This is a genomic window from Natrinema salsiterrestre, assembly GCF_029502005.1.
Lineage (GTDB): Archaea > Halobacteriota > Halobacteria > Halobacteriales > Natrialbaceae > Natrinema > Natrinema salsiterrestre.
The window spans coordinates 277993-303559 of record NZ_JAMQOT010000001.1 but is presented as its reverse complement, the minus strand read 5'-3'; the positions used below and the strand labels follow the sequence as shown (position 1 = coordinate 303559).

24 protein-coding genes are annotated in these 25567 nt (G+C 64.3%); 10 read left to right on the top strand and 14 right to left on the bottom strand.

Features of this window, described 5'->3' with window-relative positions; genetic code table 11:
• Position 1 precedes the first annotated feature (1 nt).
• Positions 2-379, top strand: coding sequence for a DUF8055 family protein (locus NDI89_RS01450; protein WP_277519726.1), 378 nt, complete (start codon positions 2-4; stop codon positions 377-379).
• Positions 380-575: 196 nt separating this feature from the next.
• Positions 576-1196, top strand: a complete 621-nt coding sequence (locus tag NDI89_RS01445; RefSeq protein ID WP_277520491.1) for a plastocyanin/azurin family copper-binding protein — start codon at positions 576-578, stop codon at positions 1194-1196.
• 45 nt (positions 1197-1241) lie between these two features.
• Here the strand turns inward: NDI89_RS01445 and phoU (NDI89_RS01440) are convergent, their stop codons facing one another.
• The 12 genes from phoU (NDI89_RS01440) to NDI89_RS01385 form a co-directional block, all read right to left on the bottom strand.
• Positions 1242-1913: a phosphate signaling complex protein PhoU gene (gene phoU / locus NDI89_RS01440; protein WP_277519725.1), complete on the bottom strand. Its 672-nt coding sequence runs from the start codon at positions 1911-1913 to the stop codon at positions 1242-1244.
• A gap of 102 nt (positions 1914-2015) precedes the next feature.
• Positions 2016-2507 (bottom strand): metal-dependent hydrolase, encoded by a 492-nt coding sequence (locus NDI89_RS01435; protein WP_277519724.1) that lies wholly within the window; start codon positions 2505-2507, stop codon positions 2016-2018.
• Positions 2508-2687: 180 nt separating this feature from the next.
• Entirely contained in the window at positions 2688-3611 is a 924-nt protein-coding gene (gene pstB, locus NDI89_RS01430) for a phosphate ABC transporter ATP-binding protein PstB (RefSeq protein ID WP_277519723.1), read from the bottom strand.
• A 3-nt stretch (positions 3612-3614) separates the two neighbouring features.
• Entirely contained in the window at positions 3615-5228 is a 1614-nt protein-coding gene (gene pstA / locus NDI89_RS01425; protein ID WP_277519722.1) for a phosphate ABC transporter permease PstA, read from the bottom strand.
• Positions 5229-5271: 43 nt separating this feature from the next.
• Entirely contained in the window at positions 5272-6213 is a 942-nt protein-coding gene (gene pstC / locus NDI89_RS01420) for a phosphate ABC transporter permease subunit PstC (RefSeq protein WP_277519721.1), read from the bottom strand.
• Between the two features lie 49 nt (positions 6214-6262).
• Entirely contained in the window at positions 6263-7234 is a 972-nt protein-coding gene (locus tag NDI89_RS01415; RefSeq protein ID WP_277519720.1) for a phosphate ABC transporter substrate-binding protein PstS family protein, read from the bottom strand.
• Between the two features lie 504 nt (positions 7235-7738).
• On the bottom strand, positions 7739-8182 hold the full coding sequence (locus tag NDI89_RS01410; RefSeq protein ID WP_277519719.1) for an arsenate-mycothiol transferase ArsC: 444 nt from the start codon (positions 8180-8182) through the stop codon (positions 7739-7741).
• A 100-nt stretch (positions 8183-8282) separates the two neighbouring features.
• A complete protein-coding gene (gene phoU, locus NDI89_RS01405) occupies positions 8283-8999 on the bottom strand; it encodes a phosphate signaling complex protein PhoU (RefSeq protein WP_277519718.1) in 717 nt (238 codons plus the stop codon).
• Positions 8999-9925, bottom strand: coding sequence for a phosphate ABC transporter ATP-binding protein PstB (gene pstB, locus NDI89_RS01400; protein WP_425607740.1), 927 nt, complete (start codon positions 9923-9925; stop codon positions 8999-9001). The genes phoU (NDI89_RS01405) and pstB (NDI89_RS01400) overlap by 1 nt, the downstream gene beginning before the upstream one ends.
• The gene (pstA, locus tag NDI89_RS01395; protein ID WP_277519717.1) at positions 9922-12111 is read right to left on the bottom strand and encodes a phosphate ABC transporter permease PstA; all 2190 of its coding nucleotides are present in this window, start codon (positions 12109-12111) and stop codon (positions 9922-9924) included. Before pstA (NDI89_RS01395) ends, pstB (NDI89_RS01400) begins: the two co-directional genes overlap by 4 nt.
• Positions 12108-13175: a phosphate ABC transporter permease subunit PstC gene (gene pstC / locus NDI89_RS01390; protein WP_277519716.1), complete on the bottom strand. Its 1068-nt coding sequence runs from the start codon at positions 13173-13175 to the stop codon at positions 12108-12110. The genes pstA (NDI89_RS01395) and pstC (NDI89_RS01390) overlap by 4 nt, the downstream gene beginning before the upstream one ends.
• A gap of 114 nt (positions 13176-13289) precedes the next feature.
• Positions 13290-14381: a substrate-binding domain-containing protein gene (locus NDI89_RS01385; RefSeq protein WP_277519715.1), complete on the bottom strand. Its 1092-nt coding sequence runs from the start codon at positions 14379-14381 to the stop codon at positions 13290-13292.
• Between the two features lie 276 nt (positions 14382-14657).
• Here NDI89_RS01385 and NDI89_RS01380 point away from each other — a divergent pair, with 276 nt between their 5' ends.
• The 5 genes from NDI89_RS01380 (at position 14658) to NDI89_RS01360 (ending at position 20880) form a co-directional block, all read left to right on the top strand.
• Positions 14658-15653 (top strand): phosphate signaling complex PhoU family protein, encoded by a 996-nt coding sequence (locus NDI89_RS01380; protein WP_277519714.1) that lies wholly within the window; start codon positions 14658-14660, stop codon positions 15651-15653.
• Between the two features lie 426 nt (positions 15654-16079).
• A complete protein-coding gene (locus NDI89_RS01375) occupies positions 16080-17354 on the top strand; it encodes a Single-stranded DNA binding protein (RefSeq protein ID WP_277519713.1) in 1275 nt (424 codons plus the stop codon).
• Positions 17351-19114, top strand: a complete 1764-nt coding sequence (locus NDI89_RS01370; protein ID WP_277519712.1) for a hypothetical protein — start codon at positions 17351-17353, stop codon at positions 19112-19114. Before NDI89_RS01375 ends, NDI89_RS01370 begins: the two co-directional genes overlap by 4 nt.
• 10 nt (positions 19115-19124) lie before the next feature.
• Entirely contained in the window at positions 19125-19958 is an 834-nt protein-coding gene (locus NDI89_RS01365) for a metallophosphoesterase (RefSeq protein ID WP_277519711.1), read from the top strand.
• A 106-nt stretch (positions 19959-20064) separates the two neighbouring features.
• Positions 20065-20880: a hypothetical protein gene (locus tag NDI89_RS01360; RefSeq protein WP_277519710.1), complete on the top strand. Its 816-nt coding sequence runs from the start codon at positions 20065-20067 to the stop codon at positions 20878-20880.
• A gap of 79 nt (positions 20881-20959) precedes the next feature.
• On the opposite strand, the gene NDI89_RS01355 is transcribed toward NDI89_RS01360, so the two are convergent.
• On the bottom strand, positions 20960-21274 hold the full coding sequence (locus tag NDI89_RS01355; protein WP_277519708.1) for a hypothetical protein: 315 nt from the start codon (positions 21272-21274) through the stop codon (positions 20960-20962).
• 168 nt (positions 21275-21442) lie between these two features.
• On the opposite strand from NDI89_RS01355, the gene NDI89_RS01350 reads away from it, so the two are divergent.
• The gene (locus NDI89_RS01350) at positions 21443-21676 is read left to right on the top strand and encodes a MarR family transcriptional regulator (protein WP_277519706.1); all 234 of its coding nucleotides are present in this window, start codon (positions 21443-21445) and stop codon (positions 21674-21676) included.
• Positions 21677-21804: 128 nt separating this feature from the next.
• Here NDI89_RS01350 and glnA read toward each other — a convergent pair whose 3' ends face one another.
• The gene (gene glnA, locus NDI89_RS01345) at positions 21805-23157 is read right to left on the bottom strand and encodes a type I glutamate--ammonia ligase (RefSeq protein ID WP_277519705.1); all 1353 of its coding nucleotides are present in this window, start codon (positions 23155-23157) and stop codon (positions 21805-21807) included.
• A 444-nt stretch (positions 23158-23601) separates the two neighbouring features.
• Between glnA and NDI89_RS01340 the strand changes: the two genes are divergently transcribed.
• Positions 23602-23961, top strand: a complete 360-nt coding sequence (locus NDI89_RS01340) for a thioredoxin family protein (RefSeq protein ID WP_277519704.1) — start codon at positions 23602-23604, stop codon at positions 23959-23961.
• Positions 23962-24069: 108 nt separating this feature from the next.
• Positions 24070-25566 carry a ribonuclease H-like domain-containing protein gene (locus tag NDI89_RS01335; RefSeq protein ID WP_277519703.1) on the top strand — a complete coding sequence of 499 codons (1497 nt, stop codon included), beginning with the start codon at positions 24070-24072 and terminating at the stop codon, positions 25564-25566.
• Position 25567: the final 1 nt, after the last annotated feature.

The following is a 25567-nucleotide window of genomic DNA, read 5'->3' as shown; positions in this document are numbered from 1 at the left end:
CATGAGCCGGTACGGCCCCCGCATCGCCGCCCTCGCTCGCCGCGCCGAGCGCGAGCGAGCCGCGCTCGGGACCGCCGGCCGAGGGGACGACGAGACGAGCGTTCCGGTCACCTCCGACGAGGCCGACGCGTACCTTCGGGACGGGGCGGGTCAGGCCGTGGGGCTCTACGTCGACGCGCGGACCGGCGGTCGCATGGTTCCGCTCACCGACGCCGAGTTCGGCGCCCTCGAGGACGCCATGAACCGCTGGCTCGAGTGCTACGCGATCTGTCACGGCGTCGATCTCGAGGCGGAATTCACCGTTCGCGAGGCGGCGGAGCTGTTACTCGAGACGCGAAACATCGTCGACACGGCACGACTGCTGACGCGCGTGCCCTGACGCGATCCCGGGTCGTACCCGACGGAGTAGCGGTTCGGGCTGGAATCGCCGCTATCGCGTCGCGCGGGGAACTCGGTGCGGTCCGGTCGCAAATCGGCCCGTACTTGACTGCCACGCAGGTGACGGGTATTCGGCTATTCCTGTTGGGCACAAAGTCAACCTGATGGCACGAGACGATCGGTTATCCCGACGGCGAATGCTTCAGGTTACAGGTGCCGCAGCATCGACAGCGTTCATCGCAGGCTGCGGTGGTGGCGGTGGTAACGGTGGCAATGGCGATAACGGTGGCAACGGTGGTAACGGCGACGAGACCGGTAACGGCGGCGGCAACGGCGGTGGTAACGGTGGCGTCGAAATCGATCCCGGGACGGAGATCGATTTCAGCGGTCAGACCAGTCACTGGGAAGGCCTCGCCCCGTCCGATATCGAAGGCATGGAAAATCCGACGCTCATCCTGCAGGAGGGCGAAGACTACACGATCGGATGGTCGGAAGGCAACGGCCAGCCCCACAACATAGAGATCCGCAACGAGAACGACGAAGTCGTCGACGACCTCCAGACCGAAGTGGTCTCGGAACCCGGCCCGGATCAGATGCTGGACATCACGGTGAGCAGCGAAATGGCCGAGTACGTCTGCCAGCCGCACGCGGCCCAGATGCGCGGCGAGTTCCAGGTCGAGGGCGGTGACGGTGGTGCTGGCAACGAGACCGAGGGCAACGAGACGGGGAACGAGACCGGTAACGAAACCGGTAACGAGACAGGGAACGAAACCGGCAACGAAACCGACAACGAGAGTGACAACGAAACGACCGGATAACGGTCTTTCGCAACTACCGGTGCACAGCCTTCGAAACGGGACGTATCAGTAGATGAGTTCGTCGTCGTTCTCGACCATGTAGAGCGTCCGCGCAGCGATGTTGACCGTGTGATCGCCGACGCGCTCGAGGTCGCGGATCGTCAACAGGAGCCGCGAGACGTCCTGCAGGATCTGTTCGACCTCGTCGGCCGACTCGAGTTCGCGCTCGATGAGGTCCCGGACGACGATCTCGCTCGCCCGTTCGGCGAACTGGTCGAGTTCGTCGTCGCGGGCGGCTAACTCCCGACAGCTGTCGGTGTTCTCGGTGTCGTAAGCGATCATCGCGTCCTCGAGCATATCCAGCGTCAGGTCGCCCATCTCCTGGACGTCCACGTCGGGGAACAGGTCCCGTTCGGCGTCGAGCGTGTACTCGCCGAGGTTGGTCGCCAGATCGGCGATCCGCTCGAGGTCGGTGATGATCTTGAACGACGCGGCGATGAATCGCAGGTCGCTCGCGACCGGCTGCTGGAGCGCGAGCAGGTCGATACAGTCCTGCTCGAGGTCGAGGTACATCCGGTTGATCTCGCCGTCGCCCTCGATCACTTCGCGGGCGAGCTCGTCGTCTTTCTGCTCGAGCGCGTCGAGTCCCATCCGAAGCCGTTCCATGACGACCTCGCTCATGTAGAGAACGTCCTCACGGACTTCCGTGAGCTTGTCCTGATACGATTGTCTGGCCATACTGTTGAAAGCTCGCTCGTCACTCATAAAGACTGCGTGCGAACCCATCTCTCGCCGCCCACGGCGTTAGATGTACCGTCGCGAGTCGATCGACGAGGACGGTTACCGAAACCGCTCGAGTGCGGCTCTCGGAGACCGCGGGTATCCCCGCGGTCCGAAATCGTATTTCATACCGAACAGGCCGCCCAGAAGGACGGTTACCGCGAAGACCGACGTCAGCATGTTCAAGAGTAACCAATCGATCGACAGCCCGTACAGGGTGGCGTCGAGCGGGGCGAACAGCCGAACACCACCGCTCAGGAGATCCATCAGGATGTGGGAACCGAATCCGACGGCGGCGGCCCGCCAGGGACCGAATACCGATAGCAGACCGACCACGACGACTCCGGCCAGAAGCGAGTGTGTCAGCGCCCGGTGGCTCCACAGGACCCCCGCTTCGTACCCGAAATCCGCCAGTAGCGGAAACAGGACGATATCGATATCGGGAAACGCGGCCGCGAGCGCCGTGACGAGGTACGGCTCGGGCCGGTTCGACCGGAACAGTAGCAAGACCAGTGCCAGACTGAAGAGAATGTGCACCCCGTCAGCGACCATCGTCTTTCGATTCAGGACGTGTCGAATAATAAATCATGCTATCGGTAAAACACACTATAACGCTTTCTGGACCGTCTTTCACGGCTACGCGATTTATTAGTAGGAAGATATGTACGGCAACCGAACGCGACGGTATCTCAATCCGACCGACTCGAAACTCGACGGACTCGCCGATTCGAATCAGCCGAACTTGCCGGTAATGTAGTCCTCGACGCGGTCGTGCTCGGGATTCTCGAAGATCTTGTTGGTGTCGTCGAACTCGACCAGTTCGCCGCCGGTCAGGAAGACCGCGGTCTTGTCCGAGATCCGGGCCGCCTGCTGCATGTTGTGCGTGACGATGATGACCGTGTACTCCTCGGCGAGGTCCTCGATCAGATCTTCGATCTTCGAGGTCGCGACCGGATCCAGCGCCGAGGCCGGCTCGTCCATCAGGATGACGTCCGGATCGGGCGCGATCGCCCGCGCGATGCAGAGCCGCTGTTGTTGCCCGCCCGAGAGGTCCAGCCCGCTCGAGTCGAGTTGATCTTTGACCTCGTCCCAGAGCGCGGCTCGTCGGAGTGCCTCTTCGACGATCTCGTCGTAGTCGCCCTCGATGCCCTGGACCTCGAGTCCGTAGGCGACGTTGTCGTAGATGCTCTTCGGGAACGGGTTGGGTGCCTGAAACACCATGCCGATCTTCCGTCGGAGGACGACCGGATCGACGTCGTCGTCGTAGACGTTCTTCCCCTCGAAGAGCAACTCGCCGTCGATCCGCGCGGCGTCGACGAGGTCGTTCATCCGGTTGATACACCGCAGGAACGTCGACTTTCCGCAGCCCGACGGACCGATAATCGCCGTCACCTTCTCGGCCGGGATTTCGATGTCGATCGACTGCAGCGCCTGTACGTCGTCGTAATAGACGTCGAGATCGTTCGACTCGATGACAGTCCGATCGGCGCTCGCGGGCGCGTCCGAGCGGCCGTCGACGTCGATCGACGAATCGACGAGGGGTTCGGTCGTCGGATCGGATCCCTCGAGGTCGTTACTTGCGAGGCTCTCTCGCCCCCCGTCGGTCGCTTGGGTGTCAGTGCCGCTGTCCGAGTCGGTCATTGAATCGTGTGTCATGAGTCAATCCCTGCGTTGATACTTGTTGCGGATGATGATGGCGGCCCCGTTCATCAGGAGGAGAACGACCAACAGCGTGACGACGCCGGCCGCGAGGACGCCGTGTCGGAACGCCACGTCGATCTCGCTCGACCAGGTGTAGATCTGGCGGGGCATCGCGCTGAACTTATTGGTGAACGACGCCGGCGCGATGCGAACGACCGCCGGCGCACCGATGATGAGCAGCGGAGCGGTCTCACCGATCGCTCGTCCCATCGCGAGGATGTTGCCAGTCATGATCCCCGGCAGTGCCTCCGGGAGCACGACGTTGCGCGTCGTCTGCCACTTCGTCGCACCCATCCCGTACGATGCCTGTCGCATCGAGTCGGGGACGGCGCGGATCGCCTCCTGCGAGGAGATGATGACGATCGGAAGGATCAGCAGTCCGATGGTAAACCCGCCGACCAGAGCGGTCCCGGAACCGAGTCCGCCCCACCGGATGAACAGGGCGAGTCCGAGGACACCGTAGACGACCGACGGAACACCGGCGAGGTTCCCGATGTTGACTTCGATCAGGTCGACGACGCGTCCCAGGAGACCCCGTTTCGGGGCGTATTCCTCGAGGTAAATCGCAGCACCGACGCCGACTGGGAACGCGGAGACGACGATGACGAGCAACATCATCACCGAACCGACCAGCGGCGGGTAGAAGCCGGCGTCTTCGGGCGTTCTCGAGGGCGAACTCGTGAGGAATCCCCAGTCGAGCCACGGGTTCGGACCGGTGAACCCGAGCGCGTTCGTGATGACCACGCCCATGAGGATCCCGCCGCCGACGAGGACCGGGAACGCGAGCCCGCTGACGCCGGCACCGCGGCGGAAGACGCTTTCGACGTAGAGCCCGACGGGAACGCCGGTGATCGTCACGAGTAGCATCCAGACGAACGGGCTGAGCCCGACGACGGGTGCCACTCCCAAGCCTGCTGCCGCACCGACGATCGTCACTGCCGCCGCAATAGCACCGTCGCGATCGCTCTCGCGCTGTCTCCGCACGAACCAGCCGGTAGCGAGTGCGATCGGCACGGCGAACGATCCCAGCAGTGCGAGCGACTGGGTCGGCAACACGGGTAACGAGAGAATGACGTCCGGAACGTACCAGAGGAGGAGCGCCGGCACGCCGACGATGACCGCGAACCGCTCGAGATCGGCGTCCGCTCGAACGCGGTTGTGAGCGGCCACGATCGCGGCGGCGATACCGAGAGAGACGAGGATCGAGAGCCACTGATAGACGCTGACGATGTGTTCGAACGTGATGAATACCCCCCCGGCGAGCAGGAGGCAGATAACCGGCAATCCGAGTGCGATAGTTGCGGTTTCGCCCGCCTTCGTGTCGCGCGTATAGTAGTAGCCTACCGCCGCGAGTACGGGGAGAACTACCGTCGCGGCGAACGAAAGAAGCCAGCCGATATCCGCGGATAACGGCCTGAACGCGTCGTTTGCGACGTACAGGAGGAGAACGAAGACGGCCAGCAAGGCGAGCAGCGTCGCGCCGAGACAGAGCGTTTTGAACGCTTGACCGCGAACGCGACTGACCGCTTCGTCCGTGCCGTACCACTCCCCGGTCCCCTGGTTGGTCGCCATTATCGGTACACCTCGTCGGTCGCGGTGGTTGCGTCGGTGCCGGTCATTGGTACTCCTCCTGATAGCGTGCTGCGACGTAATCGCTCGCGAGATTCATCGCGAACGTGATCGTAAACAGCGTCAGTCCGAGCGCGAACATGCTCAGGTACGTCGCCGAGCCGCCGGTCGCGTCGCTCGTCACCGCGTTGACCATCCCCGCGGTCATCGGCTGGCCGGAACTGAGCAGATTGTCGAGGGGATTCGCGAAATTGAACATCCGCGGTCGCAGGCCGGCGGCCATGACGACGATCATGGTTTCGCCGATCGCCCGCGAGAGCGCGAGAATGAACGACGAGAAGATCCCGGAGACGGCCGCCGGAATGACGATTCCCGTCGACACTTCGTACTTCGTCGCCCCCATCCCGTAGCCCGCTTGCCTGAGCGAGTCGGGAACGGAGCTCATCGCGTCCTCGGACAGCGACGACACCATCGGGATGATCATGATCCCGACCATGATCGACGCGCTCAGCAGGTTGAACGTGCTGACCGGAATCCCGACCCACTGGAGTGCGGGCGTGAGATACACGAGCGCGAGGTAGCCGTAGACGACCGTCGGGATCCCGGCGAGCACCTCGAGGGCCGGTTTCAGGACCGACCGCATTCGGTCGCTCGCATATTCGCTGAGGTAGACGGCGGCCGCGACGCCGGTCGGCACCGAGACGATGGCCGACACGACGGTGATTATCAGCGTCGCGGTTACGAGCGGCCAGACGCCGTAGGTCCCGCCGTCTCCGCGGACGAACCACTCCGTTCCGGTGAAGAACTCCACCGGGGAGACCATGCTGAAGAACGTGAGCGCGTCGGCTGCGAGCGTGACGATGATACTCGCCGTGACGAACACCGTCAACGCCGCACAACCGAAGAGCAGCCACTTGTAGATGCGTTCTTTGACGACTTGACCCGACGACGTTCGCGTCAGGTCGACGTCGATCGATCGCTCACTCATTGATAGGGGATAGTTGGATGACCATCGTGAATCGTTCGGTTCGCCGCGCTCAGTTCACTGCGTTCTCGAGCTTCTCGAGGTTCGACTCGACCATGTCTTCGTTCGCCGGAACGTAACCGACCTCGCTGATGGTATCGGTCGAGGACTCTTCGATGTAGAACTCGACGAAGTTATAGACCGGGTCCCGCTGGAGCGACTCCTGGCTGACGTAGATGTACAGCGGTCGCGCCATCGGGTACGCCCCCGACTGTGCGGCGTCGATGCTCGGCGGGGTACACTCGCCGTCCTCGTTTTCTTTTATTTCGAGGGCCTTGAGCTGATCCTGATTCTCCCGATAATACGCGTAGCCGAAGTAGCCGATCGCGTTTTCCGTCGTCGAGATGCCCTGAACGAGTTCGTTGTCGTTTTCGGTCTTTTCGTACTGGGTGATGTGACTCCCGCTGTCACCGATTACGTTGTTTCTGAACCAGTCGAACGTCCCGGACGTGGACGGTGGCCCGAAGCGCTGGATCTCCTCGTCGGGCCAGTCGGAGTTGACGTCGGCCCACGTTTCCGCACCGCCCTCGCTCCAGATCTGGGCGAGTTCGTCGTAGGTGACGCAATCGATCGGCGAATCGTTGTGGACGGCCATGGTGACGGCGTCGCTCCCGATCTGGAACTCGAGCGGTTCGACGCCGTTGTCGTTACAGGTCTGGACCTCGGCGTCCTGAATCGGCCGCGATGCGCCGTTGATGTCGGAATCGCCGGGACAGAAGTTATTACTGAATCCGCCGCCGGTTCCGGTCGAGTCGGTGGTGACGTTCACGTTGCCGTTGTCCTCCATGAACGCCTCGGCGAGCGTATCGGAAACGGGGAACACCGTACTGCTCCCCGTGACGATAACGCGCTCGTTCTCTCCGCCGTTGCCACCGGTGTTTTCGGTACAGCCGGCAAGCGAGAGAGCGCTCACTGTCCCCGTCGCTGCCAGGAACTTCCGTCGAGAAACTGAGCGAGCCGAGCGGTCCATCTGGGTGTCAGTCATCACGTGAAAGTTCGTCCGTATATAGAAATACGATGCTATGTTGGCTATATAGATCTACATACTCGTAATCGCGGATGCCCTCCCACCAAATAATTTTCAGATATTGCGTCTCAGGCCCAGTAGGGACTGAAAAAGCAAATCTGGACGAAACGGATAGAATCGTCAACTCGGTATACAGGCAGCTGTGGTCGGACGGGACTATAGATTTCCCAGAACTATAGTATTCGACGCTCGAATTCGAGAATCGACGCCGGCAGTACAAAGACGTTCCGACACGGTGCGACGGACCCGCCACACGCGCTCAGGTCGGTGACGATACGTTCCGAACCCGCGGCAATTCGCGCAGCTTCGATCGTGCACTGCCGTCCGGAGTTCGTTGGGATCGAGAGCGCGCTCGATCTCGCTCGGTCCGGTGACGACTCCTAACGCTTTGGAACCGGCGACGGACGGATCGTCTCCCGGACGGCAACGGGCAACGACCGAGATCGTACTCGAGCGGGACGATCACTCGCCGCTACTGAACTCGTCGAACAGCGCGATCACTCGCCGTTCGATCTCGTCGCGGATCTCGCGGACGCGCTCGGGGTCGCGACCGTCGGGGTCGTCGAGCCCCCAGTCGCGAACGTCGACGTCGCTCCCGACCTCGCCGACCTCGAGCGTCGAACAGCCCATCGTCGCGACGTAGTCGCACGATCGGAGCTCCTCGAGCGCGATCTCTCGCGGCGTTCGATCGGAGAGATCGAATCCGGCGTCGGCCATGGCGTCGATCACGTCCTCGTGGACGCGGTCCGCCGGATCCGTCCCGCCGGTCAGGAGTTCGACGTCGTCGAACCCCCGTCGCTCGCGTTCGCGCTCCGCGAAGGCCGTGGCCATCTGGGAGCGGCCGGCGTTCTGGACGCACATGAAGGCGATACGAATCGGATCGGTGGAATCGGTGTCTGTGGACATGAGTTCGGTAGTGATCGATCGTGTGGGGATTAGTCGTTCGCGGGTGGGCGCGCCAGAGTGGTCGGTCTCGTCACCGGCCAGTCAGCCCACCCACCGAGCGTCAACGGAGCAACTCCTCGCTGTTCTCGAGGGCGTACAGCGTCCGAGCGGCCACGTTCACCGCGTGGTCGCCGACTCGCTCGAGGTCGCGCGCGATCACGAGCGTTCTGGACACGTTCGCGATCACGTCCGCGACGGGCGGCGTCCTCGTCCCGTGTCCGACTCGCTGCTCGCCGTTCGACTCGTGGTCGACGTGTAACTCGACGAGCGTCCGCACGACCCGCTCGGCGACCCTGACACAGCGGGCGTCGAGTTCGTCGTCGCGGTCGGCGACCGCGAAACAGGCCTCGGCGTCGTCAGTGACGAACGCCTCGAGCGCGCGGTCGACCTGCGCGAGCGCGAGCGCGGCGATCCGCTCGAAATCGACGTCGGGAAGCGGCGAGGCGGAGCCGGTCGAAGCCAGCGTGTACTCGGCCAGGTTCGTCGCGAGATCTCCGATCCGCTCGAGGTCGGTGACGATCTGGAACGCGGCCACGACGAAGCGGAGGTCGCCCGCGACCGGCTGGTGTAACGCGAGCAGGTCGAGACACTCGCGTTCGATCTCGAGACAGCGGTCGTTGACGGTGGCGTCGGTCTCGACGATGTCGCGTGCGAGCGCGCAATCGTCGGTAAACAGCGCGGTAACGGCATCGTCGAGTTGCTCGTAGACGCGATCGCCCATCGCGACGACGGCGTCGCGAAGCCGCTCGAGGCGTTTCCGGTAGGCCTCGCGAGGCATTACCCGAACTTGCCGGTGATGTAGTCCTCGACGCGCTGACTCCGCGGGTTTTCGAACACTTGATCGGTGTCGCCGTACTCGACGAGTTCGCCGCCGGTGAGGAAGACAGCAGTCTGGTCGGAGATACGGGCGGCCTGTTGCATGTTGTGCGTGACGATGACGACGGTGTACTCCTCGGCGAGGTCCTCGATGAGGTCCTCGATCTTCGCGGTGGCGATCGGGTCGAGCGCCGAGGCCGGTTCGTCCATCAGAATGATTTCGGGATCGACGGCGAGACAGCGGGCGATGCACAGTCGCTGTTGCTGACCGCCGGAGAGTCCAAGGGCGTTGTCGTCGAGACGGCCTTCGACCTCGCTCCAGAGGGCTGCATCACGTAGACACCGCTCTACCAGTTCGTTCTCCTTTTCCGTCTCTTCCCGACCGAGCAGTCTCGGGACGAGGCCGCGGTCGAGATCACCGTGTTTCCGCGGGGCGTAAGCGACGTTGTCTCGTATCGATTTCGGGAACGGATTCGGATGCTGGAACACCATGCCGATCCGCTTTCGAAGTTCGACGAGGTTCGTCCCGTCGGCGTAGATATCCTGTCCGTTGAACGCGACGGAGCCCTCGACACGGCAGCTCTTGATCCGGTCGTTCATCCGATTGAGACACCGGAGGAACGTGGATTTGCCGCACCCCGAGGGCCCGATGAGCGCCGTGACGCTCTTTTCTGGGATGTCGATCGAGATGTCTTTCAAGGCGTGATCGTCGTCGTACCAGACGTTCAGGTCCGCGACCGAGAGGACCGGATCGCCGGCGAAGGAGTACTCTCGCCACGCTGCGTTCGTCCGTTCGTCGCTCTCTCCGGTGGTCGTTTCGGTACTCGACGTCGCTCCGTCTGACTCGGTTCGGTCCGCCGTCGTGGTGTTCATACTGGATTCCGTCATTGGTGTAGTTTCCTCCTGAAGTACCGCCGGCTGGCGATCCCCATCGCGAAGAACGCGAGGACGACTCCCAGCAGAACGAGCGTCGTGCCCCAGCCGAAGGATTCCTCGGCGCCGACGCCGGCGGTGATGATCGCATACAGCTGATAGGGAAGAGCGCTCGCCCGCTCGAGCAGCGCGGGGTTCGAGACGTGAACGAACGGTGGCTGCAGCCCGAAATCGACCGTAAAGCCCGAGATAACGCCGGGTGCCGAGTTCGGGAAATTCGGTCCGTTGAGGACGAGCAGCAGCGGTGCCGTTTCGCCCGCGATTCGACCGACGCCGAGGATAACGCCGGTGATAACGCCCGGCATCGCCGCGGGGATGACGACGCTACGGATCGTGTCCCACTTCGAAACGCCGAGCGCGGCACTCGCGTCGCGGTACTCGTCGGGGACGCTCTTCATCGCCTCCCGGCTCGTGATGAGGACGAGCGGGAGCAACATGAACCCCAGAACGAGCTGGGCGGCGAATATCGAGGGGTTGCCACCGAACCGCGGAACCAGGAAGGCGAGCCCGAAGAGTCCGAAGACGATGCTCGGCGTACTCCAGAGTCCGTTGGTAGCGACGTCGACCGCCCGCGTGAACGCGCTGTCCTCGGCGTATTCGGTGAGATAGACGGCGGCGCCGACGGCCAGCGGAACGGCGAACGCGACGGCGCCGAGAACGATCCAGATCGTCCCGAGCATCGCCGGCATCACGCCCTTCTGGATGCCGAGGCCCTGGGACGGGTTCATCACGAACGGCCAGTCGACCGACCCGCTGGCGAGAATGCCGACCGGTCCGAGGACGACGGGATATCCCGTGATCGCGACGTGAAGACAGAGACCGAGGAACGCCCACAGTGCGACGGTCGCAGTCCGCGACAGCGGCGGCAGCCACGTTGGCGAAGTGAGCGTGTCGGACAGGGAAGCTACTCGGTTTACCAAGAGTAATCCCACCGCAATTACGCCCACCGCAATCGCGAGTGTCGGGACGATCGCAACACCCGCGACGGCGAGCTCGGACCACGTCACGACCTCGAGGAACAGAGCACCAGCCAGCAGTCCGGTGCCGAGTCGGAGACCCTGACTCACTCGTCGACCCGCTTCGGTGGCGGGAACCCACGTCGCGTCCGACTGTCGGAGAACACCGACGAGGACGATACCGACGACCAGGCCCGGGATCGCACCGATGGCGGTGATCGGCTCGATCGTGACCGCATAGCCCGAGATGGCGCGATTCACACCGATGGTGTAGGCGAGAACGCTACCGACGAGAGCGATGACGATTGCTCCGGCCAGATTGACGAACGCGGCGATCTTGTCGGTGCTATCCGACGTCGCTGGCCGGACGTTCCCGAATTTGACGAGCAAGACGAGCGCCGTTCCGAGGAGCAACAGCACCGTCCCGGCGCCGACGGTGAGGTTCTCGAGGACGACGGCGATGCCACGCTCGAACACGAACACGAGGAGGAACACGAGAACCGAGAGGACGAGCAACACGACGAGGGCGATCAGGAGGAACGCTCCGTTCTGCCTGCCGCGCGTGCCGAACCGCTCGGAGGCCGACGCACCGGCCCACCCGGCGAGGAGGCCGCTGAGCATCGTCAGCAACGGGATCACGATCGTCCCGGGGATGGTGGCGTCGAACGCCTCGGGTTCCCAGGTCCACGCCGGCGTAATCAGTCCGGTCACGAGTACGGCACCTACGAGACAGATGAACGCCGCAGCGGGGAGCGTCGCACCGACATCCTCTCGTGTACCGATCGTGAGGTAGCCGACGAACACCCCGACGGGAACGGCGACGAGCCAGCCGACCCCTCCGAGTCCGAGCGTGTGACTGGCTATCAACCCGGCCGTGACCAGCCAGAGTCCCGTCTGGACGATGCCGACACCGAGCCCGGGCGAGCGGTCGGGCGTCGTCCGCACGCCGCCCCAGCGAGAGAGAACGCCCAGCGTTCCGGTCCCGGCGCCAAGCGCGAGCACGCCGACGGCGACGACGTTCGCTACCGGTACGTTCCCGACGTGGCCGCCGAGCGAAACCCAGCCGAACAGCGTTCCCGCGGCGAGAACGAACGCCGCGAACGCTCCGGCCACGACGGCCATCGCGAACCGTTCGTAGGTCGTGCCCCCATCGTTGACGAGCTGTGAGTGATACGCGTCGCTCATTGTCCCTCCCGTAGCTTGCGGTGCATCCGCCGCTCGATGAGTTGCGAGACGATGCCAAGGCCCGTGACGATCACCATCAGGAAGACGCCAGCTGCGAACAGTGCGCTCCAGAACAGCTCTCCGGGCGTCACGTGCCCGTAGCTGGCGGCGATGAAGGTCGTCAACGTCTCCGTACTGTCGAAGACGTTGTATAGTTCGGGCTCGGGTAAGCGACGGCTGTGCGAGATCATGACGGTCGCGGCCATGGTTTCACCGATCGCGCGACCGATTCCGAGGAGCACGCCCGCCGAGATGCCGGAGAACGCCGTCGGGACGGAGACGCTTTTCATCGTCTGCCAGTCCGTCACGCCCATCGCCACCGAGCCGTCCTTCATCGACTCGGGAACGGCTGAGAGGGCGTCCTCGGCCACCGAGACGACCGTCGGCAGCGCCATGAACCCGATGACCAGTCCGATCGCGGCCAACGCACCGGGGTTGACCGAGAAGAGATCGCCGACGTAGGGATTGATGACCGTGAAGCCGATGAACCCGTACACGATCGAGGGGATACCGGCCAGAAGCTCGACCGCCGGCTTGACGATTTCGCGGAGCCAGTCGGGAGCGATGTCGCTGATGAACAGCGCGCCCGCGACCCCGAACGGCGCCGCCACGAGGATCGCGACCGCCGTCGTGAGGGCGGTGCCCCAGATCATCGGGACGAGCGAGAACTGGCCCTGAGAGCTGCTCCATTCGGTCGAACCGAACGGCCACACGAGCCCGAGGCCGGCGTGACGAAATACCGGCATCGACTCCAGGACCAGAAACGCGGCGATGAGACCGAGCGTCAACAGCGTCGTCGCCGTCATCAGGAACGTCACCACCTTCGCTGTCAGCGCCTGGCGGGTAACCCAGCCGATTCCCGCGACCAGCAGGAAGCCATAGAGGAGTGTGACGGTCCACCCCGACTGCAGCAGGAAGCCGGCAAACGTCCCGGTGATCAGCAGTATCTGCGCCGTCACGAGGAAGAAACTCGGTCGATCCAGGTCCGCCGCCGTCCGGATCACCGCGATCGCCTGACGCCGCATCGACGGTATCGCTTGCGAGATTCTCGTATGTATTTCGAACATGATAAGTGTAGAGTTATCCCGAACACCCGATCAGCCCGCTGGCGATCGAGTGCAGAGGACGGGGATTCGGGATTAGACCTGGTCGGCGAGCTTCGCTCGCTCCTCCTCGAGGCGCTCCTCGGGGAGTTTGAAGTAGTTGTTGGGCGCGACGAACTTCTCCTGACCGAAGTCCGAGAGGATCATGTTGATGAATGCGCTCTCACGCTCGTCGGTATCCTCGTAGGTGTAACAGTGGAGGTCGCGGTTGAGCGGATACTCCTTCGCGCCGAGGTTCTTCCCGTACTCGTAAACCGTCCCGCCGATGTCGAGGCTGATGGGCGGCGTGGCACCGTCGGGCTCGACGAACGCCAGGGCGATGTACGCGATGGCGTTGTCGTTCTGGCCGACGAGCTCCGCCACCTGCTGATTCTGGCCTTTCCGGGTGTCGGGTTCGATCGGTGCGTCGGGGTCGCCGTAGAGATTGGCGCGGAACGCGGTGTCCGTCCCGGAGTCCTCCGCCCGCCCGATCGCGTAAATGTCCTTATCGGGCCCACCGACTTCGCTCCAGTTGGTGATCTCTTTCATATAGATGTCCTTGAGCTCTTCACCGGTGATCTCCTCGACGCCGGCTTCGTAGATCTCCCGGCTCACGACGATGGGCTGCCCGTCGACGCCGACGACGTGGTCGACGATGTTCTCCAGTTCCTCGTTGTCCTCGCCGAGGATCGACTCGGCGGTCGAGCTGGCGTCGCCGATGTCGACGCGGTCGTTGATGACCCCTTCGACACCCGTCCCGGAGTGGCTGAGTGCGATCTGCGTCTGGAACGGCGGAACACTGCGCTCTTCGGTGGGTTCGAATCCGTAGAGGCCGGCCCAGTAGTCGGCGAGGTTCTGATCCGTGTCGATATCGTACTGACCGGGGCCCCAGTACTCCTGGTCGTCGGCCGGTGGATTCCCGTTCCACAGTGACGACGCACGGTTCGTGATCGGGTACACCGTCGAGGATCCGTCGGCGGTCAGCGAAGACGGCTCCGAGCCGCCGTTGCCGTCGCTCGCGCTCGTATTCGTTCCTTCCGACCCTTGACTCGAACAGCCGGCGAGCGCCGCGGCACCGCTCGCACCCGAAGCCATCATGAATTTCCGCCGTGATACCAGCCCGGACAGACGCTCTGAGTCGTGTGCCATCACCTGAATACCCTCGATCGCATACTAAAGCGGTTTATAATAGGGGTACAAGCAGATATGTTGCATCCGTACTGCACGGATCGGTAAATGGTCGTATCGATACGGTTGTATAACTATATAGATCTATATTATACAACCTGTATCGACACATTTGCACCGTGAATGTGGGTCCGAAAAGCCGACTCAAATCGCTTCAATCCGGAGCCCGTCTGGAATTATTCGCACTACTCTATAGACGCATCCATATTTATATTCGAGTAGTCGAAACCGCATCACATGGAGACGCGCAAGGTTCAGGTGACTGGTGGGTCGACGTACACCGTCTCACTGCCGAAGACGTGGGCGACGGAAAACGACGTCAGCGCCGGGACGACCGTCGAATTCTATCCCGAGGACGACACCCTCCTCCTGACGCCCCAGAGCGAGACGAAACGACAGGAGGGAACCCTCGACATTTCCAACCTCGAGGACGAACGGCTGACGCGAGCGGTGATGACGATGTACGTCAGCGGCTTCGATATCATCCGACTCGAGGCGGGCCGGATCACGACCGACCAGCGCCGGGCGATCCGCGACGCGACGCAGGGGCTGGTCGGCGTCGAAGTGCTCGAGGAGACGACCGACAGCGTCGTCATGCAGGATCTCCTCGATTCCTCGGAGCTGTCGATCGTCAACGCCGTCACGCGCATGCGGTTGATCGCCCAGTCGATGCTCGAGGACGCCGTCCGGGCGTTGATCGCGGACGACGACGACATCGCTCGCGACGTGATCGAGCGCGACGACGACGTCGACCGGCTCTGGCTGGTCGTCTCTCGCATCTTTCGGGCGACGCTCCGATCGCCTCGCGCCGCCGAAGAGCTCGGCGTCCCTCGGGAGGACTGTTTCGACTTCCACTCGAGCGCCCGGCAACTCGAGCGGGTGGCCGATCACGCGACCAAGATCAGCAACATCGCGCTGAAACTCGAGGAGATCCCCGAACCCGTCGCCGATGCGCTCGAGGAACTTCAGGCCGATGCCGCCACCGTCCTCGAGAAGTCGATGGACGCGTTGTTCGCTGAGGAACCGGACAAAGCGAACCGGCTCGGGCACGACGCCCACGAGGCCGTCCTCGAGATCGACGAACACACGCGCCAGATCGACGATATGCTCCGGGACCTCGAGCCGGTGCAGGCCCAGTCGCTGGGGCTGATCGTCGACTCGCTGTCACGGAGCGCGGACTACGGCGGCAACATCGCGGAGACGGCGCTGCAGAAGGCCGCACCGCGGCCCTGACTCCCGTTAGTGTTGCCTGTTCGTCTTGTTGTGGGAGGCTGCTTCTACTGAGACTGTGTGAGCCGGAGTATCCTGCTATCATGGCAACATGGAATTTCCACACCCTCCCCAGCCGATTCGCTCACGCCTGCTGGCGTTCGCTCATCCCTCGCGCAGTATCGTCGGCTGGCCTCACTCTCGTTCGGCCAGCCGTCAGCGCGCGCCACCGCACGTCGCTTGACCGGTCGGGAGTAATACCGGGGGTTCTGCTTCCTGAATTGCGCCTCAAGAGTGTTTGACACGAAAAATCGCGGAATCGTCGACTGTTGGTCCTTCGTCGAGCGGGAGGGTGTCGGCTCTCGACGACGACTCCCTCGATTCGTTCGACGTGTTCACTTCCACCTTCCTCCGGGAACGTTTTTTAAGCCCCACCTCGAAAGGCCGATGATGGAACTCGACGATCATGCCGAGGATCTCGCCTCCGACCTCGGTGTTGACAAAGAGGAGGTCAAATCCGACCTGCAGAATCTGGTGGAGTACAGCGTCCCGGTCGACGAGGCCACGCAGAGCCTCCGACGGAAGTACGGCGACGACTCCGGGGGCGGCGGTGGTACGCCGTCCGCGAAGGACATCGCCGAGATCACGCCCGACGACGGCAACGTCACCGTGACGGGCGTCGTCCTGACGGCGGGCGAGCGCTCGATCCGGTATCAGGGCTCCGATCACGTCATCGTCGAAGGCCGACTGGCCGACGAGACCGGCGTCATCGACTACACCGCGTGGGAGGACTTCGGCCTCGAGCCCGGCGACGCGATCACCGCGGGCAACGCGGGCGTCCGCGAGTGGGACGGCGAACCCGAGCTCAACCTCGGCGAGAGCACCTCGCTCTCGTTTCAGGACGACTCGCTCGAGGTGCCCTACGAGATCGGCGGCGAGGCGGAACTGGCCGACCTCCGGACCGGCGACCGCGCAGTTACTATCGAGGTCACCGTCCTCGAGTGCGAGCGCAAGACGATCGACGGTCGCGACGGCGAGACGGACATCCTGAGCGGCGTGTTCGGTGACGAGAGCGGGCGGCTCCCCTTTACGAACTGGGACCCCGCGCCGGAGATCGAAGACGGCGGCGCGGTTCGCATCGAGAACGCCTACGTACAGGAGTTCCGCGGCGTCCCAGAGGTCAACGTCTCGGAGTTCTCGACTGTCACGGAGCTCGATCGGGAGATCGAGGTCGGGAGCGACACCTCGACGATGGACGTCGGGGATGCCGTCGGCACCGGCGGAATCTACGACGTCGAGGTCGTGGGGAACTTGCTCGCGGTCCGTGACGGCTCCGGGCTCATCCAGCGCTGTCCCGAGTGCTACCGGGTCGTTCAGAAGGGACAGTGCCGGACTCACGGCGACGTCGACGGGATCGACGACCTGCGGGTCAAGGCGATCCTCGACGACGGGACCGGCACCGTCACCGTCGTCCTCGACGACGAGCTCACCGAACGGGTCTACGGCGGAACCCTGGACGACGCCCTCGAGCAGGCTCGCGAGGCCATGGACCAGGAGGTCGTCGCAGACCGGATCCGCGAGCGAATCGTCGGTCGTGAGTACCGCATCCGCGGTCACCTCTCGGTCGACGAGTACGGCGCGAACCTGGACGCCGAGACGTTCGAAGAGAGCGACGACGATCCGGCCGCCCGTGCGTCGGCCTTCCTCGAGGAGGTGGACGCATGAGCGCGAACGGTACCGGCGACGGCGACGAGGAGGTCCCAGGGCGAGAGATCGCCTATCGGCTCTTCGCCGCGGAGTACGACGACGCGACGCTCTCCTACGCGGAGAGCGACGAGGAACGCGCGCCGAACTACGTGATTACCCCGACCGGCGCGCGGCTCAACCGCGTCTTCGCCGTCGGCACGCTGACCGAGGTCACCTCCGTCAACGACGAGATGGTCCGCGCCCGCGTCGTCGACCCGACCGGCGCGTTCGTGGTCTACGCCGGCCAGTACCAGCCCGACGAACTGGCCTTCCTCGAGCAGACGGAACCGCCCGCGTTCGTCGCGGTGACGGGCAAGGCCCGGACCTTCCAGCCCGACGATTCGGACCAGGTCTACACCTCGATTCGCCCGGAGAGCATCGCGACGGTCGACGCCGACACCCGGGACCGCTGGGTCGTCAGCGCGGCCGAGCAGACGATCGACCGTATCGGCACCTACGCCGGTGCCGCAGAACTGAACGCGAACGGCGAGGCGCTGACCGATGCGCTGCTCGAGGCCGGAATCGAGTCCGGGCTGGCGGCGGGGATTCCGCTCGCGCAGGACCACTACGGGACCACGGCGTCCTATCTTGCGGCCCTGCGACACTGCGCCCTCGAGGCGTGCGAGGTCGTCGCGGGCGATCGCGATCAGGTGAGCGGCCTCGACGTCGCTCCCGGTGGGACGAGTCCCGAGTTCGATACGACCTTCGACTCGCTGGCCGATCTCGACGGCGTCGATATCGAGTCCGAGGCGGGCGCACGGCAGGCTGACCCGGCCGTAGCGACGGTCGGCGGAAGCGACGCAGCGGTCGATCCCGAGGACGCACATTCGGGATCCGCGGCCGGAACGGCGACGAGCGACGGCTCGGATTCGGTCGCGGCGACCGAGATCGACGGCGGATCCGACACGCAGACGGCTGCGGCCGACCCCGAGACCGACGCAGACGGTGCCGACCTCGACGGGGACTCGAGCGGTGACGAATCCGAACCCGAGAGTACCGATACGGACTCTGCTACTACGGCCACGGACGAGACCGACGACGCGACGGCTGCAGTCGACGGCGAAACCGCCGACGCTTCGGCGGGCGACAAGTCCGACGAGCCCGATCAGTCCGGCGAGGACGACGAGGGTGACGACCCCGGCGACTTCGATGCCGGCGACGTCGACGACAGCATGTACGAGATGGACGAGGAGGAACGCGAAGAGCTCGAGGAGGAGTTCGGTGCGGAGTTCACAACCGGGAGCGAGGTCGACGACCCCGGCGAGGCCGACATCGACGTCCCCGAGGCCGACGACCTGGAGGGCGATCCGGCAGCGGGCGAGGACGAGGGCGCGGAATCCGTCTCCGAAGAGGCGGACGACGATCTCGGTGCCCCGCCCGAATCCGGACTCGAGAGTGCAGACGAAGACGAGTCGGACGACTCACCCGAGGCGGAAGCCACGGCGACGGACGAACCGGAATCGGAACCGGACGCGGACGAGTCGTCGACTGCGGACGAACCCGAAGGGGACGACTCCGAAAGCGACGAGGAGCCGGCCGACGACGTCGATCTGGAGGACTACGTCGTCGAGACGATGGAGGAGCTCGACGACGGCGACGGTGCTGCCCGGACCGACGTGATCGAGACGGTCGCCGCGGACACCGGTGCAGCCACCGACGAGGTGGAAGACGCGATCCAGGACGCGCTGATGGGCGGTCAGTGTTACGAGCCCGACGACGAAACGCTGAAGGCGATCTGATCGAGCGACGATGCGAGACGAGTCCCGCCCTGTCTCCCCCTCCGAATCGACGCCCCCTCGCGTCGAACCCGTTCCGGGTGAACCGGCCGCGACTGCAACCATCGGGAGCGAACGCGCCCTGTTCGTCGCCGACTACCACGCCGGGTACGAGGCCGGACTGCGATACGAGCGCGGCGTCGACGTTCCCAGCCGGGCACCCGATCGCAGAGACCGGTTACTGTCGCTGCTCGAGCGAACCCGTCCCGACCGACTGGTCGTCCTCGGCGATCTCATGCACTCGATCGGCGAGCCGGGCGGGGCCGAGCGCGGCGAGCTCGAAGTGTTGTTCGAATCGTTCGCGAGTGACCTCGCGGTCACCGTCGTGAAGGGGAACCACGACGGCCGAATCGAAACCTGGCTCGCGGAGGGCGAGGATATCGACGCGATCGTCGACATCGTCCCCGGCGAGGGGGTTGCGCTCGGTGACGTCGGCGTCTGTCACGGGCACACGTGGCCGTCACCGGCCGCCCTCGAGAGCGACGTGCTCTGTCTGGGTCACGAACATCCCTGTGTGCGACTCGAGGACGAGGTCGGCGGCAGCCGCGTCGAGCGCGCGTGGCTCCGCGGGCGGCTCGATCCCGCCGCGTTCGCTGATCGGCCCGAATACGAGGGGATGTCGTGGCTCGAGGGGGACGACGAATCACCGCGCGTGGTCGTCTTTCCGGCGTTCAACGACCTCGTCGGCGGAACGTGGATCAACGTGACCGGCCAGTCGTTTCTCTCGCCGTTTCTGCCGTCGGGGCTGGCCGAGGGCGAGGCCTATCTGCTAGATGGGACGCGACTCGGCTCGTACGACTCAGTGTAGGGTAACGACTAGTGGTTCGATCGCGATAACGAAGTTAGCCCATCATTATTTCTTTTAAAAATATATAAATACAAGGTATTTTACTGTCGACCGTTCAAGTGGGAATATGTCGTTCCGTCAACCGTCCGCGGCGTTCTTTTCGATCGCTGCTGGGAGTTACGTCGGCCTCCTCACGCTGGGTGCGACGGCCCTCGTACTCGGATCGGGGTACGTGACGCTGTGGCCCGCGGCGGCGGGTGGGTGCGTCGGACTTCTCGTGGCGCACCGGAATTACACATGGACGGCTCCTGCGACCGTACTCGTCCGAACCCGGCTGTACCTCTTCCCGATTGCAATCGTACTCGTCCCAATCTTCGTGATTCCGCTTCTCGTACTGGTCGGGATCCGCGGCTACGAGACGTGGATGACGGTCTGGTTCGTCGAGTATCTCGTCCTCGCGCTCGCAGGAATGCTCTTCTATCTCGTCACGATGAACCGACACGTCGCGTCCCTTCATGAACGGGAATCGGTTCTGGCCGAGTGGACGTCGTACCCCGATACCAGATACCGGCGACTCCTTTATGGGCTCCAGTTCGCTTTCGGCTGTGTCTGTTTTATCGGCGGCCTCGCACTCGACCCCGTGGTAAATCCGCTTCCCGGATTCGGCGGTGCGATGATCGGCCAATCCATCGCCGGGGGCAGACGTCGAACGTACACGCTATTCGATAGCGGGCTGTGCGTTCACCGATCGAAGACGCTCAATCACCAGTTCGTTCCCGGGATCCAGCTGCGGTCAGTCGACCTCACGGACGGTCGTCTCAGGATCCGTCGCGGACTCCCCTTGCCGCTTCCGATTCGGTGTGCTACGAAGACGATGACGAACCCCCAGCGGGTAGCCGACGCAATCGGACGGGTACTCGAGTCCACAGCAGAAGTCGAGTAGCGCCGTTCGAGTACCGATCTTCCGATTTGCGGAATCGCCACCAGTAGCCGAGCGGTACCGAACGCGATTCGGAGTCGGATTACCGTTCTACCGTTTCCGACCGGATTTCGTCACCCTCGCGCCACTGGTAATAGTAGTACTCGATGTCACCGATCTCCGTCACCGAAACGGTCGCGTGCTCGGGCACGCCGTCGGGATACGCGTCCGGCTCCGAATCGTCTGTCGCCGTGTCCTCCGCACCCTCGTCTCGCCGTGCTTTCCACGCCGCCAGTGCCTCGAGATAGTCGCTCGCCGACCTGAGCGTCGCCGGCTCTCGGTCGGCGAGTTCGCGGACCGCTTCGCGGCTCACGGGGTCCAGGTCCGGCGGCACGGTCGGTCGCTCGTCCGCAGTCATGTCTCCCGCTGGGAGCGGGGCGACCGTAAAACGTCGACTTTCGGTTCGGTATCGCTTCGCTCGCTACGGGTTGAGAGGCGTTGACGTCCATCGTATTGAGGCCTAATATCCGTTAATATCGGCCGGCGTATGGATTTATATACGGAAACGAGGTGGCTATTGCTGACAATGGCGTCACAGAAACACCGCTCAGCACCACGGATCGATCCGGTTCCAGACGACCTCGAGTCGGCACAGGCGAAACTCGTCTATCTCTACCTCGACGTGGCCGAGGGCGCGACGATCGACGAGCTCGGGGAGATACTGGTGATGAAGAAGATCGACATTCTGAGCGTGTTGAACTCGCTCTCGAGCGCCGGCCACGTCGAACAGGCGGGATCGGAGTACGTCGTTCCGAACTGATCTCGAGACGGGAATTGCCGCTGATCCTGCGGGCGTAGCCCTCGAAACCGAACGGTGAGCACAGCGAGCCGCGTCGCCGCGGGTGCCGACGGGGGACAGTCGGGGCAGTTGCCGCCGTAGTCGACCCGTCAGAACGTTTCGAGGTAGCGGTCGAGTTCCCAGTCGGAGACGTCGACGAGGTAGTCCTGGAACTCCTGACGCTTGGCTTCGACGAACTTCGGTCCGACGTGGTCACCGAGCGCGTTGTAGATGACCTCGTCCTCCTCGAGGGCGTCGACGGCCTCGCCGAGGTTCGTCGGGAGCGTATCGATGCCGTACTCGTCGCGCTTTGCTTCGTCGAAGTCGTAGATGTTCTCCCGGACCGGGTCGGGACACTCGAGGTCCTGTTCGATGCCGTCGAGACCGGCGTGGATCATGGCGGCGAAGGCGAGGTACGGGTTACAGGACGGATCCGGCGAGCGGAGTTCGACGCGCGACGCCGCGGGGACGCGGGCCGCCGGCTTCCGGATCAGCGCCGAGCGGTTGCGGTCCGACCAGGCGACGTACACCGGTGCCTCGTAGCCCGGCACCAGTCGCTTGTAGCTGTTGACCGTCGGGTTCGCGATCGCCGTGATCGCGGGCGCGTGCTCGAGAATCCCGGCGATGAAGGAGTGGGCGGTCTCCGAGAGGTCGAACTCGTCGTCCGCGTCGTGGAACGCGTTCTCGCCGTCCTCGAACAGCGAGAGGTGCGTGTGCATCCCCGAGCCGTTGATGCGCGGGATCGGCTTGGGCATGAACGTCGCGTGCTGGTCGTGCTGGGCGGCGATCGCGCGGACGACGGTGCGGAAGGTGCCGACGTTGTCGGCCGTCGAGAGCGCGTCGTCGTACTCGAAGTTGATCTCGTGTTGGCCGCGCGCGACCTCGTGGTGGCTCGCTTCGATCTCGAAGCCCATGTCCTCGAGCCCGTAGATGATGTCGCGGCGGACGTCGCTGGCGAGGTCTTTCGGCGCGAGGTCGAAATAGCCGCCGTGGTCGCCCGTCTCGGTCGTCGCGCGGCCGTCCTCGTCCTCCTCGAAGAGGAAGAACTCGGGTTCCGGCGCGGCATTGACCGTGTAGCCCAGGTCGTCGGCGCGCTCGAGGGCGTTCTTGAGGACGCGGCGCGGATCGCCCTCGAAGGGTTCGCCCGTCGACGTATCGATGACGTCACAGATCATGCGGGCCGACGCGCCGTCCTCGCGCTTTTGCCACGGGAGAACCGCGAACGTGTCGGGATCGGGCTTGAGTCGCATGTCCGACTCCTGAATGCGCACGAAGCCTTCGATCGAGGAGCCGTCGAAGTAGATCCCCTCGGTGAACGCCTTCTCGGCCTGTCGGGCCGGCACGGAGACGTTCTTGACGGTCCCCAAGATGTCGGTGAACTGCAGCCGGAGGAAGTCGATGTCCTCGGCCTCGATTTCGTCCAGTACCTCCTCTTCCGCAGCGGTCAGATTTCCGTTCGTCATCTTCTGCTCGACTACGACAACGGATTCTACTATTAAAGCTCTACTGTTGTGGGCGAATATACGCAAATTAGACAGAAAACAAACGAATGTGGATTATAATATGGCATATCCGATCTGTGGATTACATCGACCGAAAAAGTGCGATCTGAACTGCATAATCGTGCAGTGATAGCTCGGACGACCGGCGTATTCGACACACGTTCCCGCACGCTTCCTCACCGAATCCGGCTCCGCGGATCGCGCGCGGATCGACGCAGCGCTCGCGGCCACGCCGGCCACTCGAGCGGGCGACGACGCGCTTCTCTCGCACGTCTCCGATACCGTCAGCCGGTCCGAGCAGTGCGGGATCGTACCGCGATCCGGTCGGCCGAGTATGCGAGCCGAGCACCGGACCCGACTGGACGTGGCGTCACAGGTTTCCGCCGCGACCACCAACTCTCGAGTATGGCCGCGACCAGCAAGCCGACCCGACTCGAGACGGGCGACGACCTCGACGACTTCGTGACGAGCCGCGACGTGGCGCTCGTGGAGTTCTACACCAGCGGGTGTGCGCTGTGTCAGGCGATGGAACCGGTACTGGGGAACGTCGCGCGGGCGACGGCCGTCTCGATCGGCATGGTCAATCCCGGCGACGATATCGACCTCGTCGACCGGTTCGACATCCGGTCGGTTCCCACCCTGATCCTGTTCGAAGACGGGACCGAGACCGCGCGGCTCGCGGAGGGGTTCCAGGGCGGCGACGCCGTGACCGACTTCCTCGAGGACCACGTTCCGACCGCGGTCGAGGCCGAACCGACGAGCTAACGCAGTCGGTCTCCTCGATATCGACCCGCTGTCGATCGGGTGTAGGGAGGAGACGCGTCGCTCGAGCGGCCACGAACGCTTATCCCTGCTCGCTCGTACACCCCACCAATGGCCGACGAGGTCGGTGCCGAGCTGTTGGCACTCCGCTGTGATGCCGTGTCCGATCTGGGAGCGGCAGCGCTGCGAGACGTACTGGAGTACTTCGACCCCGATCTCGTCTACGTCGTTCGCGAATCCGCGGACGTCCGCGTCCTGAGCCGCGTCCGTCGCGCGTTCGACGGGCCGGTCGTCGCCGCGAGCGGCCCCGCCGACGGTCGGACGGAGACGGTAGCTGGTGTCTCGTTCGTCTTCGCGGGTTCGGCGGCGCTGCTCGAGGACGCTCTCGACGACGCACCGCCCGCCGACTTCATCGTCTGCGACGATATCGAGCCGACGACGGACGCCGTCGCGCTGGAGGCGACCCTCGCCGGTGGAAAGTCCGTCGCCCGCTACCACGTTCGAGCGAGCGAGTCGCCGACCGTCCTCACCGGTGCGCTCGAGGCGAGCTACGATCACGTCTGGGACGCGACCGTCGACGGCCGGCCGGTTCGGCTGCCGGTACGCGGCGTCGCCCCGTTGCGGCGCTCCGGGGCGGCGGAACTCGCCTGCCTCACCTGCGACCGGCGCGGCTCGGTCGCGGTCTCGTCCGTGCCGGCGGACCGGTTCGGACTGCGGGCGCTCGCCGGCGTCGGACCGGCGACGGCAGCGCGGCTCCGAGAGAACGGCTACGACACGCGCGCGGCCGTCGCGGAGGCCGCCGAGCCGGACCTGCGTTCGCTCCCCGGGATCGGCGCGACTACGGCACGGGAACTGGCACAGAGCGCGCGTGCGCTCGCCGGCTCCGAAGTGATCCGCCGGACGGACGAGTCCGTTCCGCCGGCGGCCGAAACGGCGACGCCGCTGTTCGTCGACATCGAAACCGACGGGCTCCAGCCGACGATCATCTGGCTCGTCGGCGTCTACGATCCCGCTCGCGACGAGTACGTCGACTTCGTCGACACCGACCCGAGCCGCGACGAGCCGGGCGCCGCGACCCGCGAGTTCGTCTCGTGGCTGGCCGCCGAGTACGATGCGCCGTCGCTGGTCGCGTGGAACGGTCACGGGTTCGATTACGAACACCTCGAGCGGTTCGTCGCCAGTTACGTCCCCGAGTACCGCGACTTCTGGCGCGAGCACGTCTCGACGTACGATCCCTACGACTGGGCCGTCCGGCGGAAGAACGCCGTCTTACCGGGCCGAACGAACCGTCTCGAAGACGTGGCCGAGGCGCTGGGCTGTGAGCGGGCGGGAGCCGCGGCAGCGCTCGACGGGAAGACGCTGGCGGAGCGGATTCGGCGGTCGCTCGAGGGCTCGCGTTCGCGTCGATCCGATACGGACGAGAGTACCGAATCCCCCTCGGAGATCGACTGGGACGCCGCTCGAGGCTACTGCGAAGCCGACGTTCGCGAACTGGCCGCAGTCTACGACGCGATCGTGGCAGCCCCGCCCGAAAGAGGGGACACGACAGCCGAGAACGGAGATGAATCGACGAGCGACGCGACGCAGACCGGCCTCGCCGACTTCTGAT

Excerpts from the sequence above, each read along its gene's own strand:
- NDI89_RS01380 (WP_277519714.1), top strand. The coding sequence starts at position 14,658 with ATGGAGACGCGCAAGGTTCAGGTGACTGGTGGGTCGACGTACACCGTC.
- NDI89_RS01340 (WP_277519704.1), top strand. The coding sequence starts at position 23,602 with ATGGCCGCGACCAGCAAGCCGACCCGACTCGAGACGGGCGACGACCTC.
- NDI89_RS01375 (WP_277519713.1), top strand. The coding sequence starts at position 16,080 with ATGGAACTCGACGATCATGCCGAGGATCTCGCCTCCGACCTCGGTGTT.
- NDI89_RS01355 (WP_277519708.1), bottom strand. The coding sequence starts at position 21,274 with ATGACTGCGGACGAGCGACCGACCGTGCCGCCGGACCTGGACCCCGTG.
- pstC (WP_277519721.1), bottom strand. The coding sequence starts at position 6,213 with ATGAGTGAGCGATCGATCGACGTCGACCTGACGCGAACGTCGTCGGGT.
- pstB (WP_277519723.1), bottom strand. The coding sequence starts at position 3,611 with ATGACACACGATTCAATGACCGACTCGGACAGCGGCACTGACACCCAA.
- pstA (WP_277519717.1), bottom strand. The coding sequence starts at position 12,111 with ATGAGCGACGCGTATCACTCACAGCTCGTCAACGATGGGGGCACGACC.
- glnA (WP_277519705.1), bottom strand. The coding sequence starts at position 23,157 with ATGACGAACGGAAATCTGACCGCTGCGGAAGAGGAGGTACTGGACGAA.
- pstA (WP_277519722.1), bottom strand. The coding sequence starts at position 5,228 with ATGGCGACCAACCAGGGGACCGGGGAGTGGTACGGCACGGACGAAGCG.
- phoU (WP_277519718.1), bottom strand. The coding sequence starts at position 8,999 with ATGCCTCGCGAGGCCTACCGGAAACGCCTCGAGCGGCTTCGCGACGCC.
- NDI89_RS01435 (WP_277519724.1), bottom strand. The coding sequence starts at position 2,507 with ATGGTCGCTGACGGGGTGCACATTCTCTTCAGTCTGGCACTGGTCTTG.
- NDI89_RS01445 (WP_277520491.1), top strand. The coding sequence starts at position 576 with ATGCTTCAGGTTACAGGTGCCGCAGCATCGACAGCGTTCATCGCAGGC.
- phoU (WP_277519725.1), bottom strand. The coding sequence starts at position 1,913 with ATGGCCAGACAATCGTATCAGGACAAGCTCACGGAAGTCCGTGAGGAC.
- NDI89_RS01350 (WP_277519706.1), top strand. The coding sequence starts at position 21,443 with ATGGCGTCACAGAAACACCGCTCAGCACCACGGATCGATCCGGTTCCA.
- pstC (WP_277519716.1), bottom strand. The coding sequence starts at position 13,175 with ATGCGGCGTCAGGCGATCGCGGTGATCCGGACGGCGGCGGACCTGGAT.
- NDI89_RS01360 (WP_277519710.1), top strand. The coding sequence starts at position 20,065 with ATGTCGTTCCGTCAACCGTCCGCGGCGTTCTTTTCGATCGCTGCTGGG.
- NDI89_RS01365 (WP_277519711.1), top strand. The coding sequence starts at position 19,125 with ATGCGAGACGAGTCCCGCCCTGTCTCCCCCTCCGAATCGACGCCCCCT.
- NDI89_RS01385 (WP_277519715.1), bottom strand. The coding sequence starts at position 14,381 with ATGGCACACGACTCAGAGCGTCTGTCCGGGCTGGTATCACGGCGGAAA.
- NDI89_RS01335 (WP_277519703.1), top strand. The coding sequence starts at position 24,070 with ATGGCCGACGAGGTCGGTGCCGAGCTGTTGGCACTCCGCTGTGATGCC.
- NDI89_RS01415 (WP_277519720.1), bottom strand. The coding sequence starts at position 7,234 with ATGACTGACACCCAGATGGACCGCTCGGCTCGCTCAGTTTCTCGACGG.
- NDI89_RS01370 (WP_277519712.1), top strand. The coding sequence starts at position 17,351 with ATGAGCGCGAACGGTACCGGCGACGGCGACGAGGAGGTCCCAGGGCGA.
- NDI89_RS01450 (WP_277519726.1), top strand. The coding sequence starts at position 2 with ATGAGCCGGTACGGCCCCCGCATCGCCGCCCTCGCTCGCCGCGCCGAG.
- pstB (WP_425607740.1), bottom strand. The coding sequence starts at position 9,925 with ATGACGGAATCCAGTATGAACACCACGACGGCGGACCGAACCGAGTCA.
- NDI89_RS01410 (WP_277519719.1), bottom strand. The coding sequence starts at position 8,182 with ATGTCCACAGACACCGATTCCACCGATCCGATTCGTATCGCCTTCATG.